The sequence below is a fragment of the Saccharomonospora glauca K62 genome (assembly GCF_000243395.2).
Lineage (GTDB): Bacteria > Actinomycetota > Actinomycetes > Mycobacteriales > Pseudonocardiaceae > Saccharomonospora > Saccharomonospora glauca.
Genome location: NZ_CM001484.1, coordinates 1,712,965 through 1,727,740, shown reverse-complemented (window position 1 = coordinate 1,727,740; position 14,776 = coordinate 1,712,965). Strand labels below are relative to the sequence as shown.

The 14,776-nt window shown below is 71.3% G+C and carries 12 protein-coding genes; 1 reads left to right on the top strand and 11 read right to left on the bottom strand.

The genetic code is table 11. The features are described from left to right. Positions 1 to 156: 156 nt before the first annotated feature. From ruvX to SACGLDRAFT_RS08290, 9 genes are all read right to left on the bottom strand, one after another. Positions 157 to 648, bottom strand: a complete 492-nt coding sequence (ruvX, locus tag SACGLDRAFT_RS08330) for a Holliday junction resolvase RuvX (RefSeq protein WP_005463556.1) — start codon at positions 646 to 648, stop codon at positions 157 to 159. Then, a complete protein-coding gene (gene alaS / locus SACGLDRAFT_RS08325; protein WP_005463554.1) occupies positions 645 to 3,311 on the bottom strand; it encodes an alanine--tRNA ligase in 2,667 nt (888 codons plus the stop codon). Before alaS ends, ruvX begins: the two co-directional genes overlap by 4 nt. 105 nt (positions 3,312 to 3,416) lie before the next feature. Next, on the bottom strand, positions 3,417 to 3,755 hold the full coding sequence (locus tag SACGLDRAFT_RS08320) for a hypothetical protein (RefSeq protein ID WP_005463552.1): 339 nt from the start codon (positions 3,753 to 3,755) through the stop codon (positions 3,417 to 3,419). Next, positions 3,752 to 4,156, bottom strand: a complete 405-nt coding sequence (locus SACGLDRAFT_RS08315) for a DUF948 domain-containing protein (RefSeq protein ID WP_005463550.1) — start codon at positions 4,154 to 4,156, stop codon at positions 3,752 to 3,754. Before SACGLDRAFT_RS08315 ends, SACGLDRAFT_RS08320 begins: the two co-directional genes overlap by 4 nt. Positions 4,157 to 4,223: 67 nt before the next feature. Next, positions 4,224 to 5,597 carry a replication-associated recombination protein A gene (locus SACGLDRAFT_RS08310; RefSeq protein ID WP_005463548.1) on the bottom strand — a complete coding sequence of 458 codons (1,374 nt, stop codon included), beginning with the start codon at positions 5,595 to 5,597 and terminating at the stop codon, positions 4,224 to 4,226. A gap of 73 nt (positions 5,598 to 5,670) precedes the next feature. Continuing rightward, entirely contained in the window at positions 5,671 to 6,876 is a 1,206-nt protein-coding gene (locus tag SACGLDRAFT_RS08305; protein WP_005463546.1) for a hypothetical protein, read from the bottom strand. A gap of 100 nt (positions 6,877 to 6,976) precedes the next feature. Beyond that, complete coding sequence (aspS, locus tag SACGLDRAFT_RS08300; protein ID WP_005463544.1) at positions 6,977 to 8,749, bottom strand: aspartate--tRNA ligase; 1,773 nt, start codon at positions 8,747 to 8,749, stop codon at positions 6,977 to 6,979. 179 nt (positions 8,750 to 8,928) lie between these two features. Beyond that, positions 8,929 to 9,702 carry an IclR family transcriptional regulator gene (locus SACGLDRAFT_RS08295; RefSeq protein WP_005463542.1) on the bottom strand — a complete coding sequence of 258 codons (774 nt, stop codon included), beginning with the start codon at positions 9,700 to 9,702 and terminating at the stop codon, positions 8,929 to 8,931. Between the two features lie 60 nt (positions 9,703 to 9,762). Further along, a complete protein-coding gene (locus SACGLDRAFT_RS08290; RefSeq protein WP_005463540.1) occupies positions 9,763 to 11,514 on the bottom strand; it encodes a thiamine pyrophosphate-requiring protein in 1,752 nt (583 codons plus the stop codon). A 699-nt stretch (positions 11,515 to 12,213) separates the two neighbouring features. On the opposite strand from SACGLDRAFT_RS08290, the gene SACGLDRAFT_RS08285 reads away from it, so the two are divergent. Beyond that, positions 12,214 to 13,422: a YibE/F family protein gene (locus SACGLDRAFT_RS08285; protein ID WP_005463538.1), complete on the top strand. Its 1,209-nt coding sequence runs from the start codon at positions 12,214 to 12,216 to the stop codon at positions 13,420 to 13,422. Here the strand turns inward: SACGLDRAFT_RS08285 and SACGLDRAFT_RS08280 are convergent. Both SACGLDRAFT_RS08280 and SACGLDRAFT_RS08275 read right to left on the bottom strand, forming a co-directional pair. Next, entirely contained in the window at positions 13,391 to 14,059 is a 669-nt protein-coding gene (locus SACGLDRAFT_RS08280; RefSeq protein WP_005463536.1) for a hypothetical protein, read from the bottom strand. The two genes, SACGLDRAFT_RS08285 and SACGLDRAFT_RS08280, sit on opposite strands and share 32 nt — an antisense overlap. A 38-nt stretch (positions 14,060 to 14,097) precedes the next feature. Then, on the bottom strand, positions 14,098 to 14,748 hold the full coding sequence (locus tag SACGLDRAFT_RS08275; protein ID WP_005463534.1) for an MBL fold metallo-hydrolase: 651 nt from the start codon (positions 14,746 to 14,748) through the stop codon (positions 14,098 to 14,100). Positions 14,749 to 14,776: the final 28 nt, after the last annotated feature.

Genomic DNA, 14,776 nt, shown 5'->3' with positions numbered 1-14,776 from the left:
GGGGAGCCTGCGGCCGGGGCCTCCGAGGCGGTGGGCCCGGCGGAGGCTGCTGTCCCTGCGGCTGAGGCGGGGGTTGCTGTCCCCGGTGGTGACGGGGCGGGGGCGGGCCGTGTCGCCGCCAATCGCGGGGGTCGGGGCCGTCGTACGGAGTGCTCACTACCGTTCCGCCTCCCGTGCGATGGCGGCAGCACGGCCGTCGAGCCAGCCCTGGAGGATCTCCACGGCGGCGGCCTGGTCGACCACGGCTCGTTGCTTACGTCCCTTCACGCCCCGCTTCGACAACATGCGGCTCGCGCTCACGGTGCTCAGCCTTTCGTCGGCCAGCCGGACCGCGACGGGTGCGACCCGCTCGGCCAGTCGCCGCGCGTACTCCGTGGCGATGGCAGCGGCGGTGCCGTGACGGTCGGCCAGTGTCCTCGGAAGTCCCACGATCACCTCGACGACATCGTGCTCGGCGACAAGCCGACTCAGCTCGTCGAGGTCTCTGTCGGTCTCGACATCACGCGACAGGGTAACGAGTGGCGTCGCCAGGATCGGTGCGGGATCGCTGAGCGCGACCCCGACCCGCACCGACCCGACGTCCACGGCGAGGCGTCGACCGGGGCCGGGGTCGTCAACTCCCGGCCGGTCGGGTCTGACGTCGCTCACCGGCTCTCCGCGACGGCCGCGCGCAGAGCGTCGATGGCTCGCTCGACGCCCTCCGGACGAGTACCGCCTCCCTGAGCCATGTCCGGCTTGCCGCCGCCACGCGCGCCGAGCGGTTCGGCGAACGACGGCACCAGCTTGCCCGCGGCCAGACCGGCGTCTCGCGCGGCGGCCGTGGTGGCCACCACGAAGCTCACCTTGCCCTCGCCGGCCGGGGAGAACAGGGCCACCACGCCGGGCCGCGACCCGAGCCGGTTGCGCACCTCACCGGTGAGCGCCCGCAGCGCCCCCGCGTCGACGGCCCGGTCGAGCTTCTCGGCGACGACGGAGATCCCGCCGACGTCCCGTGCCCGGCTCGCCAGCGTGTCGGCCGAGCCCAACACCTCGCGCAGCTTGAGCTGCTCGATCTCCTTCTCCGCGTTGCGCAGGCGGGTGAGCACGTCCTCGATGCGCGACGGCAGTTCGTCGGTCGGCACCTTCAACGTGCTCGCGAGCTGCGAGACCAGCAGCTGTTCCTTGCGTACGTGGCGGAGCGCGTCGGTGCCCACCAGCGCCTCGACCCGGTGGACACCCGAGCCCACCGAGGCGTCGCCGACGAGCTTGACCAGACCAAGTTGGCCGATGCGCTCGACGTGGGTCCCACCGCACAGCTCACGCGAGTAGTCGCCCATGTCGACGACCCGGACGTTGTTGCCGTACTTCTCACCGAACAGCGCCACCGCGCCCAGTTCGAGGGCCTTGTCCTTCGTGGTGACGTACGTCTGCACCTCGACGTCGGTCTGGAGGTAGTCGTTGACCTCCTCCTCGACCTCCGTCAGCACGTTGGCCGACACCGACTTCGGGGTGGTGAAGTCGAACCGCATACGACCGGGGGTGTTCAACGACCCGGCCTGGGCCGCCCGGTTGCCGTAGGCGCCCCGCACGGCCGCGTGCACGAGGTGAGTGGCGGAGTGCGACCGCGCGATGGACTCCCGGCGCGTGCCGTCCACGGAGGCGGCGAGTTCCGTGTCCACGCCCACCTCGCCCGCGACGACCTCGACCCGGTGCACGTACAGGCCCGGCACGACCTTCTGCACGTCGAGCACCTTCACCTCGGCGCCCTCGCCGACGAGCACGCCGGTGTCCGCGATCTGGCCACCGCCCTCGGCGTAGAACGGGGTGCGGTCCAGCACGAGTTCGGCCTTGGTGCCTTCCGAGGCCGACCGGACGGGCTGCCCGTCGACCAGCAGGCCCAGCACCCGCGCCGTGGCCTGGAGATCGGTGTAGCCGATGAACTCCGTCTCGCCGTGGGCGTCCAGCAGGCTGCGGTAGACCGACAGGTCACCATGCCCGGTCTTCCGCGCGGCGGCGTCGGCCTTGGCCCGCTGCCGCTGCTGCTCCATGAGCGTGCGGAAGCCCTCCTCGTCGACCGACAGCCCCTGCTCGGCCGCCATCTCCAGGGTCAAGTCGATGGGGAAGCCGTAGGTGTCGTGCAGCTGGAACGCCTTGTCACCGGACAGGATCGTGCCGCCGGAGCGCTTGGTCTCCCGCGCGGCCAGGTCGAAGATGCGCGACCCGCTGGTCAGCGTGGCGAGGAAGGTCTCCTCCTCCACCCGCATCACGTCGCTGATGCGGTCGAACTCCCGCGCCACCTCCGGGTAGGAGGGCGACATCGCGTCACGCACCACGGCGGCGAACTCCGGCAGCACGGGCTCGTGCACCCCGAGCAGCCGCACCGAACGCACGATGCGCCGCAGCAGGCGACGCAGCACGTAGCCGCGAGCCTCGTTGCCGGGCGTGACGCCGTCGGCGATCAACATGACGCCCGAACGCGCGTGGTCGGCGATCACCCGGAAGCGGACGTCGTCGGCGTGGTCGGCGCCGTAGCGGCGGCCGGAGAACTCCTCGGCGCGCTTGATCACCGGACGCACCAGGTCGGTCTCGTAGACGTTCTCCACGCCCTGCAGCAGGTAGGCGACGCGCTCGACGCCCATGCCCGTGTCGATGTTCTTCTGCGGCAGTTCCCCGATGGGCGGATGTCCCTTCTTCGGGCTCAGCTCACCGCGGATCTCCTGCATGAACACGAGGTTCCAGATTTCGAGGTAGCGGTCCTCGTCCACCACGGGGCCGCCTTCCCGACCGTACTCGGGACCCCGGTCGTAGTAGATCTCCGAGCACGGGCCGCACGGACCGGGAACGCCCATGTCCCAGTAGTTGTCGTCGGCGCCGCGGAACTGGATGCGCTCCGACGGCAGACCCGCGATCTCCCGCCACATCGCCGCGGTCTCGGCGTCGTGCTCGTACACCGTGACCCACAGCCGGTCCGGGTCGAACCCCAGGCCGCCGTCGTCCTGCGAGGTCGTGAGCAGCTCCCACGCCCGCTCGATGGCGCCCTGCTTGAAGTAGTCGCCGAACGAGAAGTTGCCCGCCATCTGGAAGAACGTGTTGTGGCGGGTGGTCTTGCCGACCTCGTCGATGTCACCGGTGCGCACGCACTTCTGCACGCTCGTGGCACGCGGGTAGGGAGCCGGGACCTCGCCGAGGAAGTACGGCTTGAACTGCACCATTCCCGCGTTGACGAACAGCAACGTCGGGTCGTCCAGGATCAGCGAGGCGCTGGGGACCTTGGTGTGACCGCGCTTTTCGAAGTAGTCGAGGAACCGCTTGTTGATTTCGTGAGTTTCCACTGGTCGTCCTTGGCGTGATGCCGTCCCGGCGCGGTGTCGCGCGAACGGTCGGAATGGATGGGAACGAAGGCGGCGGAGCTCCCACGGCTGCCGACGAGGGCCGCGTCAGAACTCCGCCCGACGCGCTCGCCGCGTCCGGGGCTCGGCCGCGGCGTGCCTGCCGTACGGGTGGTCTCCCTTGCCCCGTGAAGCCTGCCCCGCTCGGCTCTGCCGAGGCAGGCCCGAGCGCCGTTCCACGATGTCGTTCAGCTCCTGCTCCCGCTCGCTCATTCCGGCACGGACGTCCGCGCCGAACGCTCCGATCGCGCCGGCCAACTCCCGCACCGCGTCACCCAGGTTCGAGGCTAACCCGGCGGGAGTCGCCTGACGAGCCGTCTCGCTCGCCTTACGGGCCAGACTCACACCGGCGATGACTCCGACCCCGAGCCAGAACAGTCGCCTCATCGCCTACCGCCCTTCCTCCGTCCGCGGCGGGAGTGCTTGCCCTCCTCGGCCTTGCGACGCCGCGAGCGCAACGCCTTGCTGATGCCGTAGGACAGTGCTGCTGCCTTGACCAGCGGGCCGCCGAGCGTGGCCGTGAACAGCGACGTCAGGGCCGAGACGTTCCCGGAGACCGCCTGCGCGTTGGCCGTGATGCCGTCCACTCGCTCCAACTGCGTGTTGACGTGAGTGATCGTCTCGTTCGCCCCGGTGAGGATCGGGTCGGTGTTCTCGTGCGCCTTCCGGATCGCGATCGTGGCCTCGTCCAGCGTGCGGCCGAGCTTGACCAACGCGATCGCCAGGAACAACACCAGCAGCACGAAGGCGCCTGCGGCGATCAACGCGGCGATCTGCCCTGCCGACACGTGCCCTCCTCAAAACTATTGTGTGACCACCAGGATTGGCCGTCAGGCTACCGCGCGTCGTCAGCCGCTACCGACCGCCTCCCCGAATCGTGCGGCGCAACTTGGGGACACGTTCGTACAGGGTCCGCTCGGCGCCGTGCCGACTGGGCCGGTAGTAGTCCCGCCCGACCAGCTCGTCGGGCGGGTACTGCTGGGCGAGCACGCCCTCGGGCACATCGTGCGGGTAGCGGTAGCCCCTGGCGTTGCCGAGCGCGGCCGCACCGGCGTAGTGACCGTCCCGCAGATGCGGAGGAACCGTACCCACCCCGCCGGAACGCACGTCGGCGAGGGCGGCGTCGATGGCCGTGATGATGGCGTTCGACTTGGGTGCCGTGGCAAGGTGCACGGTCGCCTGGGCGAGCGCGAGACGTCCTTCGGGCATGCCGATGAACTGGACGGCGTGGGCGGCGGCGACGGCCGTCTGCAGGGCGGTGGGGTCGGCCATCCCGATGTCCTCGCTCGCGTGCACCACGAGCCTGCGGGCGATGAACCGGGGGTCCTCCCCCGCCTCGATCATGCGGGCGAGGTAGTGCAGGGCGGCGTCGACGTCGGAGCCCCGAATCGACTTGATGAACGCGCTGACGACGTCGTAGTGCTGATCACCGTCCCGGTCGTAGCGGACGGCGGCCTTGTCCACCGTGGACTCCACGGTGGCGAGGTCCACGGTGGAGCTCCCCGTGGCCGTGGCGGCCTCGGCCGCCGCCTCCAGCGCCGTCAGGGCCCGGCGCGCGTCCCCCGCCGCGAGTCGCACGAGGTGCCGCACGGCGTCGTCGGTGACCTCCACGGCCCCGGCGAGACCGCGCTCGTCGGCGACGGCACGACGGACGAGCTCGGCGATGTCCTCGTCGGTCAGCGGCCGCAGCTGGAGCACGAGCGAACGCGACAGCAACGGCGCGACCACCGAGAACGACGGGTTCTCCGTGGTGGCCGCCACCAGCAGGACGGTGCGGTCCTCCACCGCGCCCAGCAACGCGTCCTGCTGGGTCTTGGAGAACCGATGCACCTCGTCGATGAAGAGCACCGTGTCCTCGGCGGCGTAGGCACGGCGACGCCGGGCCTCCTCGATGACGCCCCTGACCTCCTTCACCCCCGCAGACAGGGCCGACAGCGCCACGAACCGCCGCCCGGTGGCCGTGGAGACGAGGTTGGCGAGCGTGGTCTTGCCCGTGCCCGGTGGGCCGTACAGCAGCACCGAGGCCGGGGTGGCGCCCTCCACGAGCCTGCGCAACGGCGCGCCCTCCCCCAGCAGGTGCCGCTGGCCGACGACCTCGTCGAGCGAGCGGGGCCGCATCCGCGCCGCGAGGGGCGCGTTCGGCGGCGCGGAGTGTTCACGCCGTCCCTCCGACGGAGACGGCCGCTCGGCGACGTCCGGATTCACCCTGAAGAGTTCGTCCTGGTGCACCCCTCGACCGTAGCCGCCGGGACGGACGGTGCTCCTCCCGCCGCCGCCCCGCCCGGTGGCTCTCACCGCCCGGTCAGCGGAACGCGGGGTACAGCGCCAGGTCGAGGTCCGGCTCGAAGCGTGCCTCGAAGGCGGCGGCCACGGCCGCGGCGTGTTCGGCGACGGCGGAGTCACCACCGTGGTCGGCTCGCGCCGACAGGTCGCGCCACCACGTGACCAGGGCGGCGGCCCGACTGGTGGGACCGGCCTTCCTCGTGTCGGCCAGGCGCGGCAGCTCCCGCCACGTCGACAACCACACGAGCACCAACTGTGCGCCCAGGAGATAGGCCGACAGCAGCTCGTCTTCGCCGAGCGCGGGCCACAACTCGATGACCTCCGCGCGCCACGCGGCGGTCATCGCCTCGCTCAGCCCCGCGGGCAGTGCCAGCGGCTGCCGGCTGGAGGCAAACGGCACCCGAAGGTGGGCGACGTCGGTGAGCGCGCTGCGGATGCGGCCGTGCTCGAAGTCGAGGAACCGTACTCCGGCGCCGGTGATCAGGTTGTTGTCCGGCCACAGATCCACGGGGGAGAACGCCCGGTACGACACCGAGCGGGCGTTGTCCGCGGCCCGCTCCACGGCGTCGAGCACCGCCTCCGACGTGGTCACCCCGAACGAGTCGTGCAGAAGCGCGGGGAGCTCCGCCACCGCCGCGAGCGGCACCAGTTCCTCGCCGTCGAGGTACCCGGCCTCCTCGTCGCCCCGCGATTTCCCGCTGAGCCGCCGTAGCAGCGCGTGGAAGTCGGCCTCCCGGCTCGCGGTGGTGGCATGCATGCGGCCGAGGGACCGCGCCCACGACAACAACGCCGTCTCGGCGGCCCGGCTGTCCGAGCCCCGCAGCTTGTCCTCCAACGTGGGAGCGCGTCCCAGGTCCTCGATCACGAGGATGCGCCGGTCGCCGTCGTGGGCGAGCAGCTCGGGACACACGCGGTCCTCGGGAGGCAATGCCGTGAACAACTGGTAGCTCGCCGCCTCACGGGCGAACGCACCGCTCGTCGACTCGTCCGGGTAATGCTTGATCACCAACGTGCGCGGTAGCGCGAACGCCGACGACGCCACCCTGGCCCTGACCACCACGGCCGGGCCGCTACCCGCGAGGTCCTCCGGTTCCGCGAGCGGTATCGCGCTGCCGAAACGCTGGGCGAGGACGGCCTCCGCGGTCGCCACGGCGTGCGCGACCGGGGACGGTTCGGCTCCCGCACCGATTGACGACCCGTCGGTGGAGGAGGCATCCAGAATCATCGTGTTCGACCCTACTAGTCGACGAGCGGGCGCCACCACAGGCAATCGGCTGACACTCGGGGGCGCGACTCCACTCACGGTGTCATGGGCGAGGTGACCTTCAGCGTTGCGGAGTCGCCGTCGGCTTGGCGTCGACGCCCGCCTCCTTGCGCTGCTGCGCGGTGATCGGCGCCGGCGCACCGGTGAGCGGGTCGTAACCGCCACCTGTCTTCGGGAAGGCGATCACCTCGCGGAGCGACTCGGCTCCGGAGAGCAGCATCACGATGCGGTCCCAGCCGAACGCGATACCGCCGTGCGGCGGCGGCCCGTACTGGAAGGCGTCGAGCAGGAAGCCGAACTTCTCCTGCGCCTCCTCCTGGGAAAGGCCCATGACCTCGAACACGCGCTTCTGCACGTCGGCGCGGTGGATACGGATCGAACCGCCGCCGATCTCGTTGCCGTTGCAGACGATGTCGTAGGCGTAGGCCAGGGCGTTGCCCGGATCGGACTCGAACTTGTCGATCCACTCGGGGGTCGGGGAGGTGAACGCGTGGTGCAGCGCGGTCCACTTGCCGCCGCCGACGCTGACGTCGTCGCTGTCCTCGGCCGGCTCGAACATCGGGAAGTCCACCACCCACACGAACGACCAGGAGTTCTCGTCGATCAGGCCGAGTCGGTGGGCGATCTCCACCCGAGCCATGCCGAGCAGCTGACGCGCGTCCTTGGGCTTGCCCGCGGCGAAGAAGATGCAGTCGCCCGGCTTGGCGCCCGCGGCGTCCACGAGGTTCTCGCGCTCGGTCTCCGACAGGTTCTTGGCGACCGGACCGCCGAGCGTGCCGTCCTCGCCCACGAGCACGTAGGCCAGTCCCTTGTGGCCACGCTGCCTGGCCCATTCCTGCCAGGCGTCGAGCGTGCGGCGCGGCTGGTCGGCCCCACCGGGCATGACCACGGCCCCGACGTAGGGAGCCTGGAAGACGCGAAACGGCGTCTCGGCGAAGAAGTCGGTGAGTTCGACCAGTTCGAGTCCGAAGCGCAGGTCCGGCTTGTCGGTGCCGTACTTGCTCATCGCCTCCGCGTAGGTCATCCGCCGGAACGGCGTGGTGACCTCGACCCCGACGAGCTTCCACAGCGCCGCCAGGACGTCCTCCGCCAGGGCGATGACGTCGTCCTGCTCGACGAAGCTCATCTCGATGTCGAGCTGGGTGAACTCGGGCTGCCGGTCGGCACGGAAGTCCTCGTCGCGGTAGCAGCGCGCGATCTGGTAGTAGCGCTCCAGCCCGCCGACCATCAGCAGCTGCTTGAACAGCTGGGGCGACTGCGGCAGCGCGTACCAGGAGCCCGGCTTCAGGCGAGCGGGCACCAGGAAGTCGCGCGCGCCCTCGGGAGTCGAGCGGGTCATGGTCGGCGTCTCGATCTCGAGGAAGCCGTGCCGGTGCAGCACCTCGCGGGCGACGCGGTTGACCTCGCTGCGCAGGCGCATGATCCGCGCCGGGCCGGAGCGGCGCAGGTCGAGGTAGCGGTAGCGCAGGCGGGTCTCCTCCCCCACCTCCAGCCGCTCGTCGATCGGGAACGGCAGCGCGGCCGATTCCGACAGCACCTCCAGATCGGTGACCAGCACCTCGATGTCACCGGTGGGGATGTCCGGGTTCTCGTTGCCCTCCGGCCGCCGCGACACCTCACCGGTGACCTTCAGGCAGTACTCGGAACGCAGCGCGTGGGCACGCTCGGCCATCTCGCCCTCGCGGAAGACCACCTGGGCCACGCCGCTCGCGTCCCGGAGATCGATGAAGATCACACCACCGTGATCGCGCCGCCGGGCCACCCATCCGGTGAGGGTGACTGTCTGGCCAACGTGCTCGGCACGCAGCGTGCCGGCGTCGTGAGTGCGGAGCACTTCGCGGGATCCTCTCAAGTGGTGTTCGAACGACAGTGAGTTCCGGACGGACCATGACACACCGTGACCGGATGCGTTGGCCGCCGACAGCACAGGTTAGCCAACGCAACCGATGCCGTCGCCACCAGGTTTCCCGCGCGTGCTCACTCCATACTCCCGCCGGGTGAACGGGTTCGGGGTCACACGCTGGACGGCAGGGCCTCCGACACCGCCGTGGCCGCCGCTCGCACCGCGTGCCCGAAGCGGTCGAGGTCGAGCGTCTGGGCCCGCCCCGTCACCGACAGCGCGGCCACGACCCGGCCTCCCCGCCCGTACACGGGTGCCGCGACGGCGGCGACCCCCGGCTCCGCCTCCTCGTAGGTGAAGGCGACCCCGCGCTCCTTCACCCGTTCGAGATCGCGGTGGAGCAGTCCCGGAAGCACGATGGTCCTCGGCGTGTACCGAGTCAGCCCGACGCTCACGAGCTGCCGGAGCCGTTCCCGCCCGCCCCAGGCGAGGAAGACCTTGCCCGTCGCCGCGCAGTGCGCCGGCATCCGCGCGCCGACCCGGACCCGCAAGGGCATGGCGTCGCGCCCGGTCACGCGCTCGACGAACAGCGAGTAGACGCTGTCCGGCACGGCGAGGTTCACGTTCTCCCCGCTGACCTCGTGCAGGCGTTCCAGGTGCGGCAGGGCCGCCTCGCGCAGCACCCGGTGCAGGGGCACGAGCTGACCGAGCCAGAACAGCTTGGTGGCCAACCGGTAGCTGCCGGGACCCGACTTCTCGACCGCGCCCCACTCCACGAGGTCGCCGAGCAACCGGTGAGCCGTGGGCTTGGGCAACCCGGTCCGCTTGGCGATCTCGGCGAGGGTCAGCTCCGGCTCACCCGTGCTGAACGCGTCCAACAGGGACAGCCCACGAGCGAGTACCGACCGAGACCGCGGCGTCGCGAACTGCCTCGTCTCCCCATTCACGGGGGCTCATGGTACGAGGCCCCCGGCGAGGTGAGGCGGGTTTCGGGCAACGATCCGTCATCACATCTCGGGCACCCGCACGGCGAGGACCGCGGGCCGACCCGCCCTCACCGCGGCCAGGGCCTCGGCCAGGGCATCCTTCAACTCGCTCGCCGCCTCGACGGTCCTTCCCCATGCCCCGCCCGCCGCTTCGGCGATACCGGGCAGGTCGGGCCGGTCGGTGAAGTGGACGCCGAAGTCATCGCGTTGCGCCGCCGTGCCTTTCGGGTGCACTCCCAACGTGGACGCCTTGGGCGCGTTCCACCCCTTGTTGTCGAACACGACGGTCAACGAGGGCGCACCGTAACGGCGGGCCATCCAGAACACCGAGGACGGCACCCCGAAGAGGTACGAGCCGTCCCCCACCAGCGACACAACCGTGCGCTCCGGCTCGGCGAGCTTGGCGCCGACGGCGGCGCCGATGGCCCACCCGAGCGATCCGGCGCCGGAGCCGAGCAGCGATCCCGGCACGGTGCGGTGCAGGTGCCAGCTCACCGTCGGGTAGTGCGTGATCGCCTCCGTCAGCACGAGGGTGTCGTCGTCGATGGCGTCCCGCACGCAGGCGACGAGGTACTCCGGCGTGATCGTCTCACCGACGGGCGTCTCCCGCCTCGCCCGCTCCGCCCACAGCCGCTCGTGCTCGGCCGCGGCGAGCTCCCGGCGACGCGCGACGACCGCCGGGTCGGCCAGCTCGGCGACCCGGTGGTGCAACTGCCGCACCGCGGTGCCGAGGTCGGCCCTGGCGAACAGCTCCGCGGGCACGTGCCACAACGGCATCTGGTCCTTCAGCGGGTCCTCGTCGACGACGAACACCCGAGCCTCCGCGTTCGGGCGGTTCTTCGTCGGGATCCACGGCACGTCGCTGCCCAGCACCAGCACCACGTCGGCCTCTTCCAGCAACGGGTTGTGGTGCTGGTCGTTCCACTGGAAGCCCCAGTGCAGCGGATGGTCGGCGGGGAAGTTGACGTAGGAGGGCACCGACTCCAGGACCCCGGCGCCCGCCGCCTCGCACAACTCCACGAGCGCGGGCACCGCCTCGCGGTCGCGGCCCAGGTAGGAGGTCACGACCACGGGTCGACGCGCCTCGGCGAGCGCGCTCGCCACGCGGTCCACGACGTCGGGGGCCAGCGCGGCGGGCGCCACGGGCGGGAAGTGAGCCGCGTCGGCCTGCCGAGTCGGCGCCTCCGACTCCATCACCTCGCGCGGCCCCACGAGATACACCGGCCCGGCGGGAGCGCTGCGCGCGATCTGCAACGCCCGGTGCACGAGCTGTTTGACGTTGGCACCGGTGCGGATCTCGTTGTCGTACTTGGTGTAGCCCCGCACGATGCCGCGCTGGTCGTGGACGTCCTGGATCCACTGGATGAACTCGTTTCGGCTGCCGAACAGCTCGCCCTCCTGCGTGAAGGGCGAGGCCCCGGCGTACATCAGGACGCCGATGCGGCCCTTGGCGGCGTTGTGGAGCATGCCGCCGATGTTCTGCGTCCCGCACTCGACGTGCACCATGACCGCCTGGGGGACCCCGGTGACCTGCGCGTAACCGAGGGCCGCCGCCATCGCCACGCTTTCGTGCGGGCAGATCACCAGCTCGGGGAAAGCGTGCTCGCGGCCTTCGACGCGCGCCTGCGCGTAGGCCTCCAGGATGCCGGGGTGATCACTGCCGAGGTTGGCGAAGACGTACCGGACGCCGCCTTCGGCGAGCGCCTCGAGGAACGCTTTGCTGGTGGTGTAGCCGGTGGCGGCTGTCTGGGGAGAGGTCTCGTCGGAGCCCACAGTCGGTCTGTTCCTTCCCGTGTCGGTCCCCGAGCAGCCTCGCTCGTAACGGGGCGAGAACGCAACGCCGTCGTTTCGGCGGTCGGAACATCGGGGAAGGGGAGAACGGGGGCGGCGTGCCGGGGCCCGCACGTCCGACCCCCAGCCGGGCGTGCGCGACGCCTTCAGCGAGCGGCACGCCGCCACTGCGCGTTCTCACTCACTGTGACGTGATGCCCCCGCCCTCGGTTCCACTCAATTTTCGGCGTCTCGCGCGAAGCCTCGGACACGCGTCCCACCTGCGGCGGAGCCGGGTGTTCCACCGGGCAAGATGACCGGGTGCCTTCCGACTACTCCGACGATCCGACCGAGCGCCTGCCGCGGGTGAGACCCGTGGCTCCCCCGCGTCCGGTTCGCCAGCGACGCCGGGCGGGTGAGGGCGCCCCCGCCGACGCCCCGCCTCGGCGGAGCCGGGACCGCGGTGCCACCGCTTCCGGAACGCGCCCCGCCCCGCCTCGCCGCCGCGCTCCCGAGACAACCCGCCCCGCGCGGAAGGAAACCGGCGCTTCCGACAAACCGTCCCCACGGGGCACTCCCGAGCGCTCGGCGTCGACTCGTCCCCGCCCGGCCTCTTCCCCGGCCGCGCGGAAGGACGTCGACCACGGGCATGGTCATGGGCACGGACACGGCCACGAGCCCGCGGCCCCGGCGTCCCGGCGGGTGCGACGTCTGCTGCTGGTCCTGCTGGCCCCGATCGCGGCGGCGACGCTGATCGCCGTGGGCGTGCTGTATCCCTGGGAAGGCGGCCCCGAGCAGTACGAGAACTCGGGAGGCACCCCCGTCGACGGCGTGGTAACGGCCGCCACGGCCGGTCCCTGCCTCGCGCCGGGGGAAGTACGGGTGGGAGAACCCGATCCGGACGACCGGCGGTGTCTGTCGGTCGAGGTGTCGCTGGAGGACGGTCCGGCGGCGGGCACGACGATCACCAAGATCCTTCCTCTCGAACCCAGCAGTCCCCGCTTCGCCGTGGGCGACGAGGTGGTGCTGGCCTACAGCGGCGCCGAGGCCACGGACCCGGCGTCGTACCAGCTGCGCGACTTCCAACGAGGCGTGCCGCTGCTGGTGCTGGGGACGCTGTTCGCGGCCGCGGTCCTGCTGCTCGGGCGCTGGCAGGGGCTGGCGTCGCTCGCGGCCCTGGGCATCAGCTTCGCCGTCATCATCGTCTTCGTGCTTCCCGCGATCCTCGCCGGACGCAGTCCTCTCCCGGTGGCGATCGCCGCGGCGGGCCTGATCATGTTCGTCGCGCTATACCTGACCCACGGGTTCTCCGCCCGCACGTCGGTCGCCGTGCTCGGCACAATGGTCAGCCTCACCCTGATCGGCGTGCTGTCGGCCGTGTTCTCGGCGGCGGCCAATCTGACGGGACTCGACACCGACACGAGCACGCTCATCGGCGCGCTCGGGGGGAACGTGGACGCCCGTGGCCTACTACTCGCCGGCATCGTGATCGGCGCGCTCGGTGTCCTCGACGACGTGACCGTGGCCCAGGCGAGCGCGGTGTGGGAGCTGCGCCGGGCCAATCCCGCGCTCACGTGGCGCGAACTGTACGCGGCGGGGCTGCGAATCGGACGTGCCCACGTCGGTTCGGCCGTGAACACGCTCGTCCTCGCCTACGCGGGCGCGGCGCTGCCCCTGCTGCTGCTCTCCTCGCTGGCGGATGTGGGACTGTCGCCGATCCTGCAGTCCCAGGACGTGGCGCAGGAGATCGTGCGCACGCTCACGGGCAGCATCGGCATCATCGCCGCCGTGCCCCTGACCACGGTGCTGGCCGCCGTCGTCGCCGTGCGCGACGACCCTCCCGAGACGGAGAAAGCGGCCGAGGACGCCGACGAGGAGGTCAGTTCTCCAGCGTCGCCACGAAGCGGCTGACGGCTTCCATGCTGAAACGCTGCGCGAGTTTGCCCGAAGGCGCGGCCGAGGCGAGGCGGTAGAGCGGCCGGTCGGCCGCGGCGTCGCCCCGCGCCTCGGCGCGCAACTGGGCCACGAGCAGTTGCGAGAACACGAGACCGCCCGCGTCCATGTTGTTCACCATCGCGTCGGCGAGTCTGCGCAGCGGCAGGATGCCGAGCTCCCGCCCGCCGGTGCCCGCGTACACGGCGAGGTCGATCTTGACGGCCGACCGTTGCGCGCCGGTCACCAGGAAGCTCACCGTCCTCATGCCCCGCACATCGGTCAGCAGCAGGTCGATGCGCGAGGCGGTGGCCAGATCCACCCGGCGCGAACCCCACGTGCGCACGACGACCGTGGTGCCCTCCAACCACATCCGACGCCGCGCGCCGGACAGCACCAGCAGCAACAACGGCACCGCGACGACCGCCGCCACCACCAGCCCGGTGACCTGGCCACCGATGAGCCCGGCCACCCCGCCGAACGCCGCGGCGAGCAGTGCCACGGCGATCAGCCCCGATGTCGTCCGCTTCCGGCGTGCCGTCCGGTCGTCGCCGGAAAGGGGAATCCGCTCGGGTTCCCTCGGGGAGGTACCCGAGGTCGGCTCCTGTTCGCTCATTTCCGCGCCTTCGATACCTTCACTGGTCGTCGCTGCCGTCAGGTGAGAAACGGGTTGCCCGCCCGTTCCCGGCCGATCGTGGTGCTGCCCCCATGTCCGGGCAGGACCACCGTGTCGTCGGCCAACGAGAGCACCGTGGTCCGCAGCGAGGTGGCCAGGGCGGCCGGGTCGCCGCCCGGCAGATCGGTGCGGCCCACCGAGCCCGCGAACAACGTGTCGCCGGTCAGCGCCACCCTGCCGCCTTCCTCGGTGCGCAGCCCGAACACCACCGACCCCGGGGTGTGGCCCGGCGTGTGGAGCACCTCGATCCGTAGCCCGGCGAGATCGAGCGGTCCCTCGGACAAGGGCTCGACCGCCGCGGGTTCGGGCAGGGTCACCGTGCCGACCACGGCGCCCAGCTCCGGTCCGAGCCCGGCGAGCGGGTCGGTCAGCAGGTGCCGGTCCTCCGGTCGGATGTGGACGGCGACGCCGTGCGTGTCGGCCACGGCCGCGGCCGAGGCGACGTGGTCGTAGTGGCCGTGGGTGGCGAGCACGGCGGCCGGGGTCAACTCGTGCTCCCGCAATGCCCGCTCGATCCCCTCTTCGGCCCCCTCGCCGGGGTCGACGACGACACACTCGCCTCCGGGCCCGGCGGCGACGAGGTAGCAGTTCGCGCGGAACGCTCCTGCCGGGAATCCGACGACGAGCACGGCGAGCACCTCCGGATCTGGGATCGGT

Bases quoted from the DNA above. Each gene is read 5' to 3' on its own strand.
- SACGLDRAFT_RS08280 (WP_005463536.1), bottom strand. From the start codon at position 14,059: ATGAGCGAACAGGAGCCGACCTCGGGTACCTCCCCGAGGGAACCCGAG.
- SACGLDRAFT_RS08320 (WP_005463552.1), bottom strand. From the start codon at position 3,755: ATGAGGCGACTGTTCTGGCTCGGGGTCGGAGTCATCGCCGGTGTGAGT.
- SACGLDRAFT_RS08305 (WP_005463546.1), bottom strand. From the start codon at position 6,876: ATGATTCTGGATGCCTCCTCCACCGACGGGTCGTCAATCGGTGCGGGA.